The sequence below is a fragment of the Rathayibacter festucae DSM 15932 genome (assembly GCF_004011135.1).
GTDB classification, from domain to species: Bacteria; Actinomycetota; Actinomycetes; order Actinomycetales; family Microbacteriaceae; genus Rathayibacter; species Rathayibacter festucae.
The window spans coordinates 2,920,576-2,937,993 of sequence record NZ_CP028137.1; the positions used below are offsets into that span (position 1 = coordinate 2,920,576).

Here is a 17,418-nt window from a genome sequence, read left to right on the forward strand (position 1 = left end):
GCGCGGGCGTGCGGCCGGCGCCGAGGCGTCAGGCGGGCTCGGGCAGGAGGAAGGCGAGCACGCGCTCCCACTCGGAGACGGCGAGCAGGTGGCCTCGGCCGGGCACGACCTCGAGGCGCGAGTCCGGCAGGCGGGCGGCGTACCACTCGCCGTGCTGGCGGCCGACGGTCGCGTCCTCGCCGCCGTAGAGGAGCAGCGCCGGGGCGTCGACCGTCTCGACCGCGAAGCCCCACTCCTGGAGGGTGTAGCCGACGATGTCCGCGGCCTGGCCGAGGTTGCCCTGCGCGACGGCGCGCTCGAGCATCGCCAGGAGCCGCTCGCGGACACCCGGCGCCCCGAGCACGTCCTCGTCGGCGGCGTCCCCTCCGAGCACGCCGAGCAGCGACTCGGGGGCAGGTGACGGGCCGAACGCCGTGTCGAGCGCGGCGGCGAGGGAGCGGACCGCCTCGTCCACCGGCAGCTCGCGCAGCTGCTCGAGCATCGCCCGGTTCTGCTCGCCGACCCACGGCACGGCGTCGTCCGGCGCGGGAGTGCCGAGGACGGCGACGCGCCCGACCAGGCCCGGGTAGTTGGCCGAGAGGGCGAAGGCGACGCGGCCGCCCGCCGACCAGCCGGCCGCGGTGACCGAGGCGATGCCCACGGTGGCGAGGTACTCGGCGATGTCGGCGGCGGCCTGCTCCGGGCTCGCGCCGGCACCGGCGCCGGCGGGATCGACGTCGGTCAGCAGCTCCGAGGCACCGTAGCCGGGGCGGTCGAACGAGAGCAGCCGCACGCCGTGGCGGGCGGTGGCCGCGGGGTCGGGGTCGAGACCGGCGGCGCCGGGTGCGGGGTGCGCGAGCACGACGACGTGCTCGGCGTCCTCCGGGCCGGACCAGGCGACTCCGAGCGCGCGGCCGGACTTGAGCGTGTGCACCGTCGAGGTCATGGGCCCAGTCTCCCGCAGACGACCGACACCGCCCGCGCGCCGCTCTGGTGCCGCCGGGACTCCTCCCCACCGGGACGTCTGCCCGGGTGTCCACAGTCCGGGCGCGGCGCGTCCCGGTGTCGGCGGTGCCCGCTATCGTCGAAGACACGTTCGAAGGAGCGCTCCGATGTCGGAGGCCGGCCGTAGCGTCGCCGGTGCTCCCTCGCTCCACCACTGCCCCGCACTCCCCCTCTGCCCCGCACTCCCCCGGCCCGGAAGGACCCCATGGCCTCCTCGAAGACGCGCACCGCCGCCTACCGCTGCTCCGAGTGCGGCTGGACGACCGCGAAGTGGGTCGGCCGCTGCGGCGAGTGCCAGCAGTGGGGCTCCGTGATCGAGAGCACCGAGCGCACCGGCCTCGTCCGCGCGGTCGCCGCCGTCGCCCCCACCGCGGCGCGGCTCGCCAAGCCGATCACCCAGATCGAGACAACCTCCGCCGCGCACCGGCCCACCGGCGTCGGCGAGCTCGACCGAGTGCTCGGCGGCGGCATCGTCAACGGGGCCGTCGTCCTCCTCTCCGGGGAGCCGGGCGTCGGCAAGTCGACGCTGCTGCTCGAGGTCGCCTCGCGCGCCGCCGCCGAAGGCCAGCGCGTCCTCTACGTCAGCGCGGAGGAGTCCGCCGCCCAGGTCCGCATGCGCGCCGAGCGCACCGGCGCCATGCACGACAGCCTCTTCCTCGCCGCAGAGACCGACCTCGCCACCGTCCTCGGCCAGATCGACGAGGTCCGTCCGGACCTCCTGATCGTCGACTCGGTGCAGACCGTCGCGAGCGACACGGTGGACGGTCTGCCCGGCGGTCCGAGCCAGGTCCGCGAGGTCGCCGCGACGCTGATCCGGGTCTGCAAGGAGCGCGCGCTCCCCCTCGTCCTCGTCGGCCACGTCACCAAGGACGGCTCGATCGCCGGCCCGCGCCTGCTCGAGCACCTCGTCGACGTCGTCTGCCACTTCGAGGGCGACCGCCAGACGGCGCTGCGCTTCGTCCGCTCGCTCAAGAACCGCTTCGGCCCCACCGACGAGGTCGGCTGCTTCGAGATGACCGCGGAGGGCATCGCCGAGATCCCCGACCCCAGCGGCCTCTTCCTCAGCCGCACCCGCTTCCCCACCCCGGGCATCTGCGTCACCGTCGCGATGGAGGGGCGCCGCGCCCTGCCCGTCGAGATCCAGGCCCTCGTCATCGCGAACGACGGCGACCACCCGCGCCGGGTGACCAACGGCGTGGACGCCTCCCGCGTCGCGATGATCCTCGCGGTGCTCGAGCGCCAGGCGGGCATCCCGCTTCGCCGCTGCGACGTCTACGTCTCGACCGTCGGCGGCGTGAAGCTGATGGAGCCGGCCGCCGATCTCGCCATCGCCGTCGCGATCGCCTCGGCCCACGCCTACACGCCGCTGCGCCCCGGGATCGCGGCCTTCGGCGAGATCAGCCTCTCCGGAGACATCCGTCCGGCGTCCGGCGCGAAGCAGCGCGCCAACGAGGCCACCCGGCTCGGCCACCCCTCCCACCTGGACTCGAGCGCCTTCACCCTCTCGAGCGCGATCACCCACGCCCTCGTGCCGGTGCCCACCCGCATCCCCGTCGGCTGACGGCCCCCGCGCCGGACCGCCGCCCTAGGCTGACGCCGTGAGCAGCGACACCGAGCGGGCCGGCACCGACCAGGACCGTCCCGCCACGGACGGACACTCCGCCCCCGCCCCCGCACCGGCGATCCGCCGCCGCAGCTTCCCGATCCCCGCGCTGCTCGACCAGGCCTTCTTCGTCCTCGGCGGCGTGGCCGCGACCCTCCTCGCCGTCGTCCTCGTCACCGACGGCGTCCGCTCCGGCTGGGCGCAGATCGGCTTCTACGTCGCCGTCTGGGTCCTGGTCGCCTACCTCGTGCTGCCGCGGCTGCACCGGATCCTCACCCGGCTCTACGTGCCCGACTACTTCATCGGCCGCGCGCGCACCAGCGACGGCCTGCTCGGCGACCCGGTCAACCTCGCCTTCCAGGGCAGCGACGCGCAGCTCGTCCACGCGATGACCTCCTCCGGCTGGACCCGCGCCGACGAGGTCACGGTGCGCAGCAGCCGGCGGATCATCACCGCCACGCTCACCCGCCGCAGCTACCACCGCGCCCCCGTCTCGCCGCTCTTCGTGTTCGGGCGGCAGCAGGACGTCGCGTTCCAGCAGGAGGTCGCCGGCAACCCGGGCAAGCGCCACCACGTGCGCTTCTGGCGCTGCCCCGAGAACTGGTTCCTGCCCGGCGGATTCCCCGTCGAGTGGGTCGCCGCCGGCACCTTCGACCGCAGCGTCGGACTGTCGCTCTTCACCCTCCAGGTCACGCACAAGATCTCCCCCGACACCGACCAGGAGCGCGACCACATCGTGGCGAGCCTCCGCGAGCACCACCCCGAGGTGACGGTCGACGTCATCCAGGACTTCTCCACGGGCTACCACTCCCGGAACGGCGGCGGCGACTCCATCGTCACCGACGGCGATCTGCCGGTCGTCGACCTCCGCGCGATCCCCCTGCCGTCCGGGGCCGCCGAGCGCGACGCGATCGCCCCCGTCGCCGCCACCGAGCTGGCCGGTGCGCTCGGCACCTCGTCCGCGACGGTCCTCCGCCGGCCCGTCACCACGCACGTCGGCGCCCTGATGCTCGTCGCCCGCGGTCTCGCGTACGCGCTCCAGGCCGTGCTGCTGCTCGCCGGCGCCGCCTCGCTCGACGACCTGACCTGGCTCGACGGCGGCACCGCCACCGCGGGCGGCTCCACGCTCGACGAGGCCTCGACGCGGCCGATCGCCGCAGCCCTCCTCGGGGCGGCGACGCTGCTCTGGCTGCTCCTCGGCGCGCTCGTGCTCCGCGGCTCCGGGACGGCCCGCCTGCTCGCCCTCTCCTCCAGCCTGCTCAGCACGATCACCGCCTTCGCCGCGGTGCTCCAGGGCGGCGCGGCGATCAGCCTGCAGACCAACCTCGGCAGCGTCGCCTTCGACATCCTCGTGCTGCTCGCCCTCTCGAGCCGCAGCTCCCGCGACTACGCGGCCGCGAAGAGCCGGCTCCGCGCCGACCGCCGCGCCGAGAGCAGGTCGAGACGGGCCGCACGCGGCCGGACGGGCTAGACCCCGCCGCCTCCGCCGCCGCCCCCGCCACCGCCGGAGCTGCCGCCACCACCCGCGCCGCCGCTCGACGAGCTCGACGAGGAGCCGACGAAGCTCGACGCGGACGAGGAGAACGAGGAGATGCTCCCCGCGAACGCCGCGGCGTGGAACCCCGTCGACCCCGAGTACCAGACCGGGCTCTCGCCCGTCTGCTCGTAGGCGGTCGCGAGTGCTGCCGACCACTCCTTCTCCAGCCCGAGGAGCACCGCCCACGGCAGCAGCCGCTCGGTCACCTCGACGACCTCGACCGGACCGACGCTGCGCCGGTCGGCACCGCGGGGCGACTGCAGCATCGCGAACCGGTCCGCCTCCGCCAGCCGCAGGTACAGCTCGAGACCCTTCAGGTGGTCGCGCAGCTCCGCGCCGGCCGCGGTCAGCGGCACCTTCGCGAGCAGGACGCAGACCAGCGCCCCCACGACGAGCGCCGAGAGGAGCAGCACGATCGGCAGCGCCCCGCCGAGCGCCGCCCCGAGCAGGAGCGCCCCGGACAGCACGACGCCGACGACGGCGACCACCGCGAGCACGACCAGGAGCACGGAGCCGCGCACCGTCCCGGAGCGCCGCAGTCCCTCCTCCACGACCCGCGCGGACATCACCGTCTGGAAGGACGACACCGCCTTCCCGAACTCCTTGTCCTTCCCGCTCAGATCGCGGACGGCGCCCGGCGCGGGCGAGGCCCCGAACGCGATGTCGAAGAACTCCCGGTCGACGGGAGGGACGACCCGCGGTCGCCCGGCCCGTCGCGGCGCGGCCGTCGCCGGATCGAGCACGCGGAGGAGGAAGCCGGGCTTCCTCCCCGAGTCCTTCTCCTCGACCCGGACCAGCCCGCGGACCGCCGCGTCGAGCAGCGCCGCGGCCGGAGCGCGCGAGGACCGCCCGCGCAGCGCCGCCGCGAGGAAGAGCCCCTGCGCGGGCGGCTCGTACTCGGCGATCACCGTCGGGCGCCCCGGCGCATCGCGCAGCACCGTGGCACGCCGTCGGATCGCCGCGACGAGCACGCCGAGCAGCACGAGCATCGACGCCAGCTGCACCCAGGCCCAGCCCGAGGCGAAGTAGCCGTCGTCGCGCGGCGTGAAGGTCCCCGGCGCGAAGCCGACCGCGACCGTCACGTTCTCGTACGCCGCCAGGTCGGTCCCGCTCGCGGTCACCACGGCGCCGTCGCGGCCGATCGAGCAGCCGTCGGTGGAGCCGGCCGCGCCGCGGTAGCAGGACGCGGTCCCGGTCGCCGCCTCGGCCAGGCCGCCGGTGAGCCGGATGCGGACGTCGTAGCGGTCGAAGGGCTGCCGCCACTGCGTGCCGTTCGCGTCCCAGTAGAACTCGTCCTCGCCGCTCCTCGTGCCGGAGCCGGGCAGCGTCACGTCGTGCTGGGTGTAGGTGAAGACGTAGGTCTGGCTGCCGCTGACGAAGCCGTCCGCGGCGCTCGTCACGAGGAGGATCCCGTCCTCGGTCTCGGTGTCGACGGGCCGGGCCCGCCCCGTCTCGTCCGTCACCGACATCAGGTCCACGCCGGTCGGGTAGCCCTGGTACTGGAGCGGGATCGCCCGCTGCATCCCGCGGTTCTGGTCCTCGGGGAACTCGGCGACGAACGTCTCGACCGTCGTCAGCGTCGAGCGCCCCTCGGCGTCGCGGCCGAGGTCGTAGTCGACGGCGTAGCGGGAGAAGCGGAAGTCGTCGACGCCGCGTGCTGGTCCGCCGATGGCGGCGGCGCCGACAGCAGCGGCGGCGACCGGCTCGCCCCCGCGGCCCGCGGGCAGGGGCCCCGCCGCCGCCGTGGGCGCCCCCGCCAGCGCGGCCGCGAGCAGCATCCCCGCCGCTCCCGCGGACAGCCCGGATCCGCGCGCTCCGGAGCCCCGCCCCCTCGGCGTGATCGCGGACAGGAGCCGGCGGAGCGTCCTCATCATGTCCGTGAGCGTACGCGCGCGTGTTCCGCGCCACCTCCCCCTGAAGGGCGACAGGCGGGACGGACTACTGCAGCAGGAACTGCGTCGTCGACCCCGACGGGATGCCCGCGACGGAGACCGACAGGTTGTACGCCGCGCCGCCCCCCTCGACCGCCTCGCGCCCGCCGGAGCAGGTGTCCGGCGAGGAGCGGGTGCGGTCCCAGGTGATCGCGCTGCCCGTGACCGAGGTGCCGGCCTGGAGCAGGATCTCGAGGGACGACCCGTTCGTCTGGCAGTCGGTCGAGGTCCAGACCGGGTCGGACCCGCTGGTGATCGTGAAGACCTGCCCGCTCGCCCCGGCGTCGATCACGCAGTCGGTGCTCGAGATGTTCGCGAGCGAGAGCGAGAGCTGCGGCGCCTCGTCGGGCCCGTAGCTCGTCGCATCGGTGACGGCCGTGACCGCGACGGTGTCCGCGGTGCAGGCGGCGGCGTCGGCGGGCGGCGAGCCCTCCGGCGCCGTCGAGGGGTAGAGCGTCGGGAGCGCCGAGGCCGTCGGGCTCGCGCTCTCGGCCGTCCCGCGTGCGCCCGCCCACGGCTGCAGCGAGACCAGCGCGGCGATCCCGGCGATGATCACCAGGAGCGCGAGGATCAGGCCGGCCCTGCGCCGTCGGTAGACCCGGGAGGGCAAGCGGCGGGGAGGCGGAGTCACCGACACAGGCTACGACGCGCGAGCGCTCAGAGCGTCTTGAGCATGCGGGTGTTGCCGAGCGTGTTCGGCTTCACCCGGGCGAGGTCGAGGAACTCGGCGACGCCCTCGTCGGGCGAGCGCAGCAGCTCGGCGTACACCTCGGGGTCGACGACCTTCTCGCCGATCGGCGCGTAGCCGTGGCGCTCGAAGAAGCCGACCTCGAAGGTCAGGCAGAACAGGCGCTTCAGCCCGAGCTCGCGCGCGTCGTTCTCCAGGCGCTCCAGGATGTGGTGGCCCACGCCCCGGCCGAGCCAGTCCTTCGCGACGGCGAGGGTGCGCACCTCCGCGATGTCGTCCCACATCACGTGCAGCGCGCCGCAGCCGATGGCGGTGCCGTCACCGGACTCGGCGATGCGGAACTCCTGCACGGCGCCGTAGAGCACCACACGGTCCTTGCCGAGGAGGATGCGCTCGTTGACGAGCGGCTCGCTGAGCTCCTGGATGAAGGGGACGTCGCTCGTGCGCGCGCGGCGCACCGGGTACTTCCAATCGGCCATCCGACAAGCGTACGGCCGAACGACGACGAGCCCGTCCCTCCGCGAGGAGGAACGGGCTCGCTGTCGTGCTGTGCGGGTGCTACGCCATCAGATCGGGCGTCGCCGGGCCGGCGGTCGCCGCTCCCGCCGTCGCACCGGCGCTGATCGAGATCAGGCGCGGCGTCGTCGTGAAGACGAACTTGCCCTCCGCGAAGTCCACGTGCACGTGGTCTCCGGCACCGAGCTGGCCGTGCAGGATCTGCTCGGACAGCTGGTCCTCGATCTCGCGCTGGATCGCGCGGCGCAGCGGGCGGGCGCCGAGGGCCGGGTCGAACCCGACCTCGATCAGCCGCTCCTTGGCCGACTGCGTCAGCTCCACCGTCATGTCGCGGTCCAGCAGGCGGTCGCCGAGGCGGCCGATGAACAGGTCGACGATCTGGAGCAGCTCGGGCTTCGACAGCTGCGGGAAGACGATGACGTCGTCCACGCGGTTGAGGAACTCGGGCTTGAAGTGCTTCTTCAGCTCCTCGTTGACCTTGCCGCGCATGCGGTCGTAGCCGGTGGCGTTCTCGCCCTCGATCTGGAACCCGACGGGACCACCGGCGATGTCACGCGCACCGAGGTTGGTGGTCATGATGATGACGGTGTTCTTGAAGTCGACGACGCGCCCCTGGCCGTCGGTCAGACGACCCTCCTCGAGGATCTGGAGGAGCGAGTTGAAGATGTCGGGGTGGGCCTTCTCGATCTCGTCGAAGAGGACCACGCTGAAGGGCTTGCGGCGGACCTTCTCGGTGAGCTGGCCGCCCTCCTCGAAGCCGACGAACCCGGGAGGGGCGCCGAACAGCCGCGAGACGGTGTGCTTCTCGCCGTACTCCGACATGTCGAGCGAGATCATCGCGTTCTCGTCGTCGAAGAGGAACTCGGCGAGCGCCTTGGCGAGCTCGGTCTTTCCGACGCCGGTGGGGCCGGCGAAGATGAACGATCCCGAGGGGCGCTTGGGGTCCTTGAGGCCGGCGCGGGTGCGGCGGATGGTCCGCGAGAGGGCCGCGATGGCCTCCTCCTGGCCGATGACGCGCTGGTGCAGCGCCTTCTCCATGAAGACGAGCCGCGAGGACTCCTCCTCGGTCAGCTTGAAGACCGGGATGCCGGTCGCCTGGGCGAGGACCTCGGCGATCAGGCCCTCGTCGACGACACCGGTCGCCTTGACGTCGCCCGACTTCCACTTCTTCTCCAGGCGCAGGCGCTCACCGAGCAGCTGCTTCTCCTCGTCGCGGAGCGACGCGGCCTTCTCGAAGTCCTGGTCCTCGATCGCGGCCTCCTTCGCGGTGCGGACGACGGCGATCTTGTCGTCGAACTCGCGCAGCTCCGGCGGGGCCGAGAGGATCGAGAGGCGCAGGCGGGCGCCGGCCTCGTCGATCAGGTCGATGGCCTTGTCGGGGAGGAAGCGGTCGCTGATGTAGCGGTCCGCGAGGTTGGCGGCCGAGACGATGGCACCGTCGGTGATGGACACCTTGTGGTGCGCCTCGTAGCGGTCGCGCAGGCCCTTGAGGATGTTGATGGTGTGGGGCAGCGACGGCTCCGCGACCTGGATCGGCTGGAAGCGGCGCTCGAGCGCGGCGTCCTTCTCGAAGTGCTTGCGGTACTCGTCGAGCGTGGTCGCGCCGATGGTCTGCAGCTCGCCGCGGGCGAGCAGCGGCTTGAGGATCGAGGCGGCGTCGATCGCGCCCTCCGCGGCCCCTGCGCCGACGAGGGTGTGGATCTCGTCGATGAAGGTGATGATGTCGCCGCGGGTGCGGATCTCCTTCGTCACCTTCTTGAGGCGCTCCTCGAAGTCACCGCGGTAGCGGGAGCCGGCGATGAGCGAGCCGAGGTCGAGCGTGTAGAGCTGCTTGTCCTTGAGCGTCTCGGGCACGTCGCCGCGCACGATCGCCTGGGCGAGGCCCTCGACGACGGCGGTCTTGCCGACGCCGGGCTCGCCGATCAGGACGGGGTTGTTCTTGGAGCGGCGGGAGAGGATCTGCATGACCCGCTCGATCTCCTTCTCGCGCCCGATGACCGGGTCGAGCTTGTTGTCGCGCGCCGCCTGCGTGAGGTTGCGTCCGAACTGGTCGAGGATCTGCGAGCCGCCCTGAGGCTGCTGCTGCTCACCGCCCACGGCGACCTGCTCCTTGCCCTGGTAGCCCGAGAGGAGCTGGATGACCTGCTGGCGCACCCGGTTGAGGTCGGCGCCCAGCTTGACGAGCACCTGTGCGGCGACGCCCTCGCCCTCGCGGATGAGGCCGAGCAGGATGTGCTCGGTCCCGATGTAGTTGTGGCCGAGCTGCAGCGCTTCGCGCAGGGACAGCTCGAGGACCTTCTTCGCACGCGGCGTGAAGGGGATGTGGCCGGTGGGCTGCTGCTGCCCCTGGCCGATGATGTCCTGGACCTGCTCGCGCACCGCGTCGAGCGAGATGCCGAGGGACTCGAGAGCCTTGGCGGCCACTCCCTCGCCCTCGTGGATCAGGCCGAGCAGGATGTGCTCGGTCCCGATGTAGTTGTGATTGAGCATCTTGGCCTCTTCTTGGGCCAGGACGACGACGCGCCGTGCGCGATCGGTGAATCTCTCGAACATGCTGTCACTCCCTACAGAACCCGCAGGGGTGGGCTCCGATAGCTCGACTGTAACCAGCGCTCCCCCCGGTCGGACCCCCTGTTCGCCCTGGGCGTGAGACGGGTGCCCGAGAGCGGCCGTGCGGCGGCGCCGACGCCCAGCGACACGTCCGCCTCCCGGCGGATGCGACGGGGTCTCCCGTGCGGGATCGTGACTCAGCGCACTCACCACCGAGAGCCTCGATCACCTGGGGGACCAGCACCACATGACACGACTCGCACCACCCTTCGCCCGCGGCACCGTCGCCGCCACCGCCGCCGCACTCGGCCTCGCGCTGCTGGCGGCGACGCCCGCCTCGGCCGCCGAGGTCGAGGGCGAGGAGATCTTCGAGTACAACGGAGGCGGGATCACCGTCGACGCAGGTCCCGAGTACGCCGGCTACGACGTGTTCGTGCAGTCGCAGATCCCGCGCACCGTCGAGGGCTACGAGGGCGGAGGGGTCTGGAACATCCGCAAGGCGTCGCTCGACGCCGAGGGCACCGCCCGCGTCGTCAACTTCGCCGGGCCGACGAACCTCTACTTCTTCAGCCCGAGTGCCGTGCAGCCCGGACTCGAGCTGCCCGAGCCCGACGCGACGGCGGCCATCTACCGCGGCGGCGAGATCGAGTACGACGTCGACCCCGAGGCCGGCACCGCCGTCGTCGACGGGACCGTCCCGACGGTCGTGGCGCCCGCGCTGGCCGACCTGCAGACGTACGGCACCCCGCTCACGCTCGCGACCGTCCAGCCGTCGAGCTACACGGTCGACGAGGCGTTCGATCTCACCTTCTCCGAGCTCTACTGGGCGGCGCCCGGCGACCTGGACGGCCAGTCGACCAGCACGGTCGTCTACTCGGAGCCGACCACCATCGGCACCTCGACGATCGCCGGCGGGTCGGTGACCACCACGATCGGCGCCGAGTACACCACCGACCCGCACACGGTCGCGCTGCTGGACGGCTACGGCCGCGTGCTGTCGGCCGCGACGCTCGACGGCGGCGCCGCCGCTCCCGAGGCCGAGCCGACGGCGACCCCGACCGCGACTCCGACGCCGGTGGCCGTGGCCCCGGTCTCGAACAGCGGATCGAAGCCGGGCGCGAAGCCCGGCGCGCACCTGGCGGAGACCGGCGTCGAGGCCGGCTCGATCGCCCTGCTGGCGAGCGGCCTTCTCGCCGCGGGCCTCGGCGGACTCGTTCTGGCACGCCGCCGCCGCGCGAGCGCCTGACGATCGATCGGGCGGGCGGCCCGTCGTGCCTCGGCACGGCGGGCCGCCCGCCCGTTCGTCGCTCTCTGCTCGCGCCGTCGGTCGCCTCGCGTCCCGGAGCGGGTCCGGCCCGCTCGAACACGATGTCCCGATTCGGCGACGGCCGTCTCGAAGGGCTTGCGCGCGGGCGATCCACCCCCGAGAGTGAGCCGACGACCTCGACGACGACCATCGCCACCACCGGGGGACACACCGCATGAACCGCTCGACCCGCCCGCTCCGCCCGCTCCTCGGCTGCGCTCTCGCCGCGACGGCCGCCGTGGGCCTCGCCCTGACCATCGCCGCACCGGCCTCGGCCGACACGCCCTACGACCCGCTGGACTGGCAGGACGCGATCCTCTTCAACGGCGGCGGCATCTCGATCGACGCCGGCCCCGAGTACGCCGGCTACGACGTCTTCGTCCAGGCGCAGCTGCCGGTCGGCGCCCGCGGGAGCCGCGGCGAGTGGGTCCTCAAGAAGGCGTCGCTCGACGCGGAGGGCGACGCCCTCGTCCACAACTTCGCCGGCCCGCTCAACCTGTACTTCTTCAGCCCGAGCTCGCCCGAGGTCGGGCTCGAGCTCCCGGAGCCCGCCGCGACCGCGGCGATCTACCGCAATGAGGAGATCGCGTACGACGTCGACCCGGCGGCGGGGACCGCGGTCGTCGACGGCGACGTCCCCTCCGTCACGCCGCCGGCCCTCGAGAACTTCGAGATCTACCTCGCCGACTTCACCGACGCGTCGGTCGCGCCCTCGAGCTACCTGGTGGGCGAGAGCTTCGACCTGACCTTCTCGGACCTGTACTGGGCGACCGAGGGCGATCTCGACGGCCTGGCCACCAGCACCGTGATCTACTCCGAGCCGACCACGATCGGCACCTCCGCGATCGCCGACGGCGCCGTGACCACCACCATCGGCGCCGAGTACACGACCGAGCCGCACACCCTCGCCCTGATGGACGACTACGGTCGCGTGCTCGCGAGCGCCACCCTCGACGGCGGCGCTGCCGCGGGTTCCGAGCCCGTGGGCACCACCGAGCCGACCACCCCGTCCGCCACCCCCGTCGCCGCGGCACCTGCCTCGAGCACCGGATCGAAGCCGGGCGGACCCCGCCTGGCCGAGACCGGCCTCGAGGGCGGGGCCACCGCACTGCTGGGCTCGGCCCTCCTCCTGGCGGGCGGAGCCGGACTCGTCGTGGCGCGCCGTCGGCGCGCGAGAGCCTGACGCACCATCCGGGAGCGGACGGCGGGCCCAGCCTCCCGCCCGCTCCCGGCACGACGAGGCGAGCGCTGCTGGCGGTGCTCGCCTCCTCCGTGCTGCCCGGAATCGGGCACCGGATGCTCGGCCGACCGCGAGCGGCCGCCGTCCGCGCCGGCCTCGCCGTGCTCGTCGTGCTGGGCATCGCCCTCGGCGCCTGGACCGCGGTCTCCGATCCGGCAGCACTCGTCGGGGCCGCGACCGACACCCGCGTCCTGCTGCTGCTCGGCGCGGTCGGCGCGCTGATCGGCCTGCTCTGGATCTCCGGCCCGATCGCCGCCGCCCTGCTCGCCCGGCGCACCGCGGTGCCGCGGGCGGCCCTCGTGCTCGTCACCGCGCTGGCCGTGCTCGCGCCCCTCGGGGCGACGACCTGGTGGGTCTCGACCGTCGCCGCGCAGCACCGCCTGCTGACGGCGGTCTCGGCCTCCGGACGCGGCCTGGAGCCCGTCGACGGCCGCTACACGATCCTGCTGATGGGCCTCGACGACGACCCCCTGCGCGACCAGGTCCTCCTGCCCGACTCCCTCACCGTCGTCAGCGTCGACGCCGTGACGGGGCGCAGCGTGCTGCTCGGCGTCCCGCGCACCGCCGCCAACTTCCTCTACCCGCCCGGCTCGGCCCTGGCGGCGGCCCTGCCCGAGGGGACCCGCTGCCTCGCCGGCTGCGGCGTCAACCACACCTACCAGTACGGGCTCGAGCACCCGGAGCTCTACCCCGGCAGCGCGGACCCGGGCGCGGACGCCGTGCGGGAGGCGGTCAGCGGCTACACGGGGCTGCCCGTGCAGGCGACGGTGTCGATCCGGATGACCGGCTTCGTCGAGCTCATCGACGCGCTGGGCGGCGTCTCGGTCGTGGTCGGCCGCCCGGTCCTCCAGGCGGGCGTGCCCGACGACGGCAGCGGACGACCCGTCGAGTACGGTCCGCCGATCGAGGCGGGACTCCAGCACCTCGACGGCAGCGAGGCGCTCTGGTTCGCCCGGTCGCGGGTGAACACCTCCGACGCCGACCGGTCCGAGCGGCAGGGCTGCCTGCAGGCCGCGCTGTTCCGCCAGGCCGACCCTCTGACGGTTCTGACGCGCTTCCAGGCGATCGCCCGGGCCGGCGGCGAGAACGTCTCGACGAGTCTCCCGGCCGAGTCGCTGCCGGCCCTCGCCCGGCTCGCCGTCTCGGCCCGCGAGCACCCCCTCCTGCGCGTCGAGCTCGGCCTGCCGCTGACCCTGCCCGAGCAGCCCGACATCGATCTGGTCCACCGGACCGTCGCCGAGGCGATCGCCGGGACCGGCGAGCAGGACGCCGCGACGATCGAGGTGCCGCCGGCGGACGCTCCCCTCGAGGTGCCCGCCGCCGCCGCCGCCGCCCCGGTGGACCCGGACGCGGCGGAGCCCGCCTGCAGCGTTCCGTGAGCAGCCGCCGAAACTCCATGCAGAGGCATACACTTCGGGGATGAGCGACCTCGAGAAGCACCCGGAGGAGCACCCGGTGCCCTCCGCCCGCAGCACCGCCGTCGAGGCTCCCGCCGTCGAGGCCCCTGCGGTCGAGATCCTCGAGGCGCGCCTGGTGCCGCTCGGCGGCCCCCGCGCGATCGAGGTGCGCCGCACGCTCCCCCAGCGCTCGCGCTCCACGATCGGCGCCTGGTGCTTCGCCGACCACTACGGTCCGGTGCACCTCGGCGAGGAGGCGGGAATGGACGTCCCGCCGCACCCGCACACCGGGCTGCAGACGGTCAGCTGGCTCTTCGAGGGCGAGATCGACCACCGCGACAGCGTCGGGAGCCACCAGCTGGTGCGCCCGGGCGAGCTCAATCTGATGACCGCCGGGCGCGGCATCTCGCACTCCGAGGTCTCCACCGGCGCCGAGCCCGTCCTGCACGGTGTGCAGCTCTGGGTCGCGCTGCCCGAGGAGGCGCGCCTGGGCGAGCCGTTCTTCGAGCACCACCGCGGCGTGCGGGTGGAGCTGCCCGGTGCGACGGCGCAGGTCTTCATCGGCGAGCTGCTCGGCGCCTCCGTGCCCGCGAGCGTGTTCACCCCGCTCGTCGCCGCTCAGCTCGACCTCGAGCCGGGCGCCCGCGTCGAGATCCCGCTCGAGGCGGCGTGGGAGCACGGAGTGCTGGTCGACGCCGGCCCGCTCGAGGTGGACGGCGTCGACGTCCCCCGCTCCGACCTCGCCTACCTCGCCCCGGGCCGCGACGTGCTGGTGCTGACGGCCGGCGACGAGGGCGCCCGGGTGGTCCTGATCGGCGGCGAGCCGTTCCCCGACCAGCTGGTGATGTGGTGGAACTTCGTCGGCCGCAGCCACGACGATGTCGCCGCCGCGCGCGAGCGCTGGCAGAGCGACGTGATCGCGGGCGGCGACGCCGACGGGCCGTTCGGCACGGTCGCGGACTACCCGGGGCGGGCACTGCCGGCGCCGACCCTGCCGACCGTCCGGCTGAAGCCGCGCCGACGCGCCTGAGCGCGCCGGCGCCGGTCCGGATCAGGCGGCCCGGTTCAGGAGGCCTCGGCCGCCTTCTCCTTCTCCTTCGCCGCGCGCTTCTCCGCCGCCTCGCGGTCGGTCGCCTCGGCGGTCTCGCGGAACGCGCGGCGCGGATCCTGCAGCGCGCTCATCGGCGACAGGTCGCGGCGCGAGACGGCGTCGACGACCCAGCCGGCGATGATGCGCCACTTGCGGTCGAACGTCGGCATGGCGGCCCCGTGGTACGCCCGGTGCGCGAGCCAGGCGGGCACTCCGCGGAGCTTCACGCCCTTGATGACCCCCGCGCCCTTGCCGATCCCGTACTCGGCGACCGTGCCGACGGACACGTGCCGGTACTCCTCGACCGGGCCGCCGGTGATGTCGGCGATGATGTTGCGCGCCAGCAGCTTGGCCTGGCGGACGGCGTTCTGGGCGTTCGGCGGGTAGTACGCGGGCTGCTTCGCGGCGGTGAGGTCGGGCACCTGCGCGCCGTCGCCGGCCGCCCAGGCCGAGCCGACGGGCTCGCCGTCCTCGGTGATCACCCGGAGGCGCGCGTCGGCCATCACGTGGCCCTTCGGCCCGCGGGGCGCATCGGTCGCGTCGAGGATCGGGTTGGGCTTCACGCCCGCGGTCCACACGATCGTCGCAGCAGGGATCCGCTCGCCGCTGGAGAGCTCGACCACGCCGTCCTCGCAGGAGGGCATCGTCGTCTTCAGGTGCACGTGCACGCCGCGCTCGCGGAGGTGGTCGAGCGTCCAGACCGAGAGCTCCGGGCCGACCTCGGGCGCGACCCGGTCGAGCGCCTCGACGAGGTGCCAGGTGACGTCGCCCATCGACAGCGAGGGCTGCGCGGCGAGGGTGCGGCGGCTGAGGTCGAGCAGCTCGCTGAGCGCCTCGACCCCGGTGTAGCCGCCGCCGACGAAGACGAAGGTGAGCAGGCGCCGGCGCTCGGTCGGATCGGTGGTCAGCGCGGCCTTCGCGATGTTCTCGATGACCCGGTCGCGCAGGTGCGCCGCCTCCTCGACCGTCTTGAAGCCGATGGCGTGCTCGGCGAGACCGGGCGTCGGGAAGGTGCGGGTCACCGCGCCGAGCGCGAAGACGACGTGGTCGAAGGGCAGCGTGCGGCTGGTGCCGTCCATCGCGGCGACGGTGGCCGAGCGCTCGGCCAGGCTGACGCCGGTGATCGCGCCGCGGACGATGCGGGTGCGCTTCAGCGCCTGCACCAGCGGCACCGTGACGTGGCGCGGCTGGACGTGCCCGCCGGCCACCTCGGGGAGGAGCGGCTGGTAGGTCATGTAGGGGTTCGGCTCGACGACCGTGACGTCGATCGGCGTCGCTCTCCGGAGCTTCTCGAGGCCCCAGGCCGTGTAGAGGCCGACGTAGCCGCCGCCGAGGATGAGGATGCGCGTCGTTCTGCTCGCCGCCATGACGTTCCCTTCTGAAGTGCCGGCCCCGGAGGACCGACGGCCCACCGTGCTGAGGACGCTCCGACGCTACGCCGGGCGCCTCGGACAGCACAGGGCCTTGCGCGAGTCGCCGTCATTCGCAAGCGACGAGGGCGGGCGACGATCGGGGGAACCGCGGGCGCGGGCCGGCTCAGCCCGCGGCGAGGTCCTCGCCGTTCAGACGGCGCCGGTACTCGCTCGGGGACAGCCCCGTCTCGGTCGCGATCGCGCGCCGCAGCCGCTCGGGCGACGAGAAGCCGGAGCGCCGGGCGATGTCGCTGAGCGGGAGGATGCTCGACTCCGGCGTGCCGACCAGGCGCAGGGCGTTCTCGGTGCGGACGTCGGAGATGAGCCGACGCAGGGTCGAGCCGCGCTCGTCGGCCACCGCGCGCTGGAGCGTCCGCAGGCTGACCCGGCAGCGCCGCGCCACCGTGCTCGGGTCGAGCGTCGGGTCGCTGTAGTCGGCCTGGATCACCTGCAGGGCGGCCTCGACCATGTCGTGCAGACCCAGGCGCTCGCGCGAGCCCTCCTCCCGCTCCGAGCCGAGCAGCCGGGCGAGGCGCAGGACGGTGCCCTCGAGGTACTCGGCCTGCACCGGGTTCTCGGGGTCGAGCTCGGCCAGGAACGCCCGCAGCATCGTCCGCGCGGTGGCCGTCGTCGAGGTGGCGGGGACGAGCCGGACCGGGTCGGTGCGGCGGCGCTCCGAGACGCCGTTGTCGGCGCAGAGCACGAGGAAGCGGGCCGGGCGGGAGGTGCGGATGACGACCGGATCCTCCGTGGAGAGGGCGAGCCCGCCCTCCTCGACCTCGAGCAGGCCGGACGTCGTATCGACGGCGAGGACGCCGTCCATCGGCAGGAGGAAGACCGAGGACCCGTCGACCGCGCTCGTTCCGGGCCAGCGGACGGCGAACGCCGTCGAGACGACGTGGATCACGCGGACGCGCTCGGTCGCGGCGATGGCGAGGTCCATCCGGAAGCCGGCCGACGTCGGGACGGAGACGTCGACCGTGCGGCGCAGCGCCGAGGCGCCCGCTGAGCCCCGGAGCCGCACGGCGCGCGCGCCGGCGCTCAGCGGGACGCAGAGCGGGTTCAGATGTGAGGGACGAGGGATCACGGTGGCGACTCCGATCGAAGAGGAGCGGACGTCGAGGAACGTTCGCCTTCGGAGCGTAACAAGAAGTGAGAGAGTCT

13 protein-coding genes are annotated in these 17,418 nt (G+C 73.7%); 6 read left to right on the forward strand and 7 right to left on the reverse strand.

The features are described 5' to 3' along the window. Window positions 1–28 precede the first annotated feature (28 nt). Window positions 29–925 (reverse strand): alpha/beta fold hydrolase, encoded by an 897-nt coding sequence (locus C1I64_RS13480; protein WP_127887548.1) that lies wholly within the window; start codon window positions 923–925, stop codon window positions 29–31. A 264-nt stretch (window positions 926–1,189) separates the two neighbouring features. Between C1I64_RS13480 and radA the strand changes: the two genes are divergently transcribed. After that, complete coding sequence (gene radA / locus C1I64_RS13485; RefSeq protein ID WP_123736624.1) at window positions 1,190–2,545, forward strand: DNA repair protein RadA; 1,356 nt, start codon at window positions 1,190–1,192, stop codon at window positions 2,543–2,545. Between the two features lie 121 nt (window positions 2,546–2,666). Next, window positions 2,667–4,058, forward strand: coding sequence for an LssY C-terminal domain-containing protein (locus C1I64_RS13490; RefSeq protein ID WP_127888574.1), 1,392 nt, complete (start codon window positions 2,667–2,669; stop codon window positions 4,056–4,058). Here the strand turns inward: C1I64_RS13490 and C1I64_RS20150 are convergent. The 4 genes from C1I64_RS20150 to C1I64_RS13510 all read right to left on the reverse strand — a co-directional run bounded on the left by C1I64_RS20150 (window position 4,055) and on the right by C1I64_RS13510 (window position 9,812). Then, complete coding sequence (locus C1I64_RS20150; protein ID WP_164874548.1) at window positions 4,055–5,998, reverse strand: DUF2207 family protein; 1,944 nt, start codon at window positions 5,996–5,998, stop codon at window positions 4,055–4,057. The two genes, C1I64_RS13490 and C1I64_RS20150, sit on opposite strands and share 4 nt — an antisense overlap. A 64-nt stretch (window positions 5,999–6,062) precedes the next feature. Then, a complete protein-coding gene (locus C1I64_RS13500) occupies window positions 6,063–6,686 on the reverse strand; it encodes a hypothetical protein (RefSeq protein WP_127887549.1) in 624 nt (207 codons plus the stop codon). 26 nt (window positions 6,687–6,712) lie between these two features. Beyond that, entirely contained in the window at window positions 6,713–7,222 is a 510-nt protein-coding gene (locus tag C1I64_RS13505) for an amino-acid N-acetyltransferase (protein ID WP_123446786.1), read from the reverse strand. A 79-nt stretch (window positions 7,223–7,301) separates the two neighbouring features. Beyond that, window positions 7,302–9,812 carry an ATP-dependent Clp protease ATP-binding subunit gene (locus C1I64_RS13510; protein ID WP_123446787.1) on the reverse strand — a complete coding sequence of 837 codons (2,511 nt, stop codon included), beginning with the start codon at window positions 9,810–9,812 and terminating at the stop codon, window positions 7,302–7,304. A gap of 244 nt (window positions 9,813–10,056) precedes the next feature. Here C1I64_RS13510 and C1I64_RS20600 point away from each other — a divergent pair, with 244 nt between their 5' ends. From C1I64_RS20600 to C1I64_RS13530, 4 genes are all read left to right on the forward strand, one after another. Continuing rightward, on the forward strand, window positions 10,057–11,055 hold the full coding sequence (locus C1I64_RS20600) for an LPXTG cell wall anchor domain-containing protein (RefSeq protein ID WP_127887550.1): 999 nt from the start codon (window positions 10,057–10,059) through the stop codon (window positions 11,053–11,055). 235 nt (window positions 11,056–11,290) lie between these two features. Next, window positions 11,291–12,298: an LPXTG cell wall anchor domain-containing protein gene (locus tag C1I64_RS20155; protein ID WP_164874549.1), complete on the forward strand. Its 1,008-nt coding sequence runs from the start codon at window positions 11,291–11,293 to the stop codon at window positions 12,296–12,298. Window positions 12,299–12,372: 74 nt separating this feature from the next. Continuing rightward, the gene (locus C1I64_RS13525) at window positions 12,373–13,734 is read left to right on the forward strand and encodes an LCP family protein (RefSeq protein WP_127887551.1); all 1,362 of its coding nucleotides are present in this window, start codon (window positions 12,373–12,375) and stop codon (window positions 13,732–13,734) included. A gap of 40 nt (window positions 13,735–13,774) precedes the next feature. Then, window positions 13,775–14,782, forward strand: a complete 1,008-nt coding sequence (locus tag C1I64_RS13530; protein ID WP_127887552.1) for a pirin family protein — start codon at window positions 13,775–13,777, stop codon at window positions 14,780–14,782. A 35-nt stretch (window positions 14,783–14,817) separates the two neighbouring features. Here the strand turns inward: C1I64_RS13530 and C1I64_RS13535 are convergent, their stop codons facing one another. Further along, window positions 14,818–16,209 carry an NAD(P)/FAD-dependent oxidoreductase gene (locus tag C1I64_RS13535; RefSeq protein WP_127887553.1) on the reverse strand — a complete coding sequence of 464 codons (1,392 nt, stop codon included), beginning with the start codon at window positions 16,207–16,209 and terminating at the stop codon, window positions 14,818–14,820. A 169-nt stretch (window positions 16,210–16,378) separates the two neighbouring features. Beyond that, on the reverse strand, window positions 16,379–17,341 hold the full coding sequence (locus C1I64_RS13540) for an AraC family transcriptional regulator (protein ID WP_123446791.1): 963 nt from the start codon (window positions 17,339–17,341) through the stop codon (window positions 16,379–16,381). Between the last annotated feature and the right edge of the window lie 77 nt (window positions 17,342–17,418).

Excerpts from the sequence above, each read along its gene's own strand:
- C1I64_RS13480 (WP_127887548.1), bottom strand. The coding sequence starts at position 925 with ATGACCTCGACGGTGCACACGCTCAAGTCCGGCCGCGCGCTCGGAGTC.
- radA (WP_123736624.1), top strand. The coding sequence starts at position 1,190 with ATGGCCTCCTCGAAGACGCGCACCGCCGCCTACCGCTGCTCCGAGTGC.
- C1I64_RS20150 (WP_164874548.1), bottom strand. The coding sequence starts at position 5,998 with ATGATGAGGACGCTCCGCCGGCTCCTGTCCGCGATCACGCCGAGGGGG.
- C1I64_RS13505 (WP_123446786.1), bottom strand. The coding sequence starts at position 7,222 with ATGGCCGATTGGAAGTACCCGGTGCGCCGCGCGCGCACGAGCGACGTC.
- C1I64_RS13510 (WP_123446787.1), bottom strand. The coding sequence starts at position 9,812 with ATGTTCGAGAGATTCACCGATCGCGCACGGCGCGTCGTCGTCCTGGCC.
- C1I64_RS20600 (WP_127887550.1), top strand. The coding sequence starts at position 10,057 with ATGACACGACTCGCACCACCCTTCGCCCGCGGCACCGTCGCCGCCACC.
- C1I64_RS20155 (WP_164874549.1), top strand. The coding sequence starts at position 11,291 with ATGAACCGCTCGACCCGCCCGCTCCGCCCGCTCCTCGGCTGCGCTCTC.
- C1I64_RS13530 (WP_127887552.1), top strand. The coding sequence starts at position 13,775 with ATGAGCGACCTCGAGAAGCACCCGGAGGAGCACCCGGTGCCCTCCGCC.
- C1I64_RS13535 (WP_127887553.1), bottom strand. The coding sequence starts at position 16,209 with ATGGCGGCGAGCAGAACGACGCGCATCCTCATCCTCGGCGGCGGCTAC.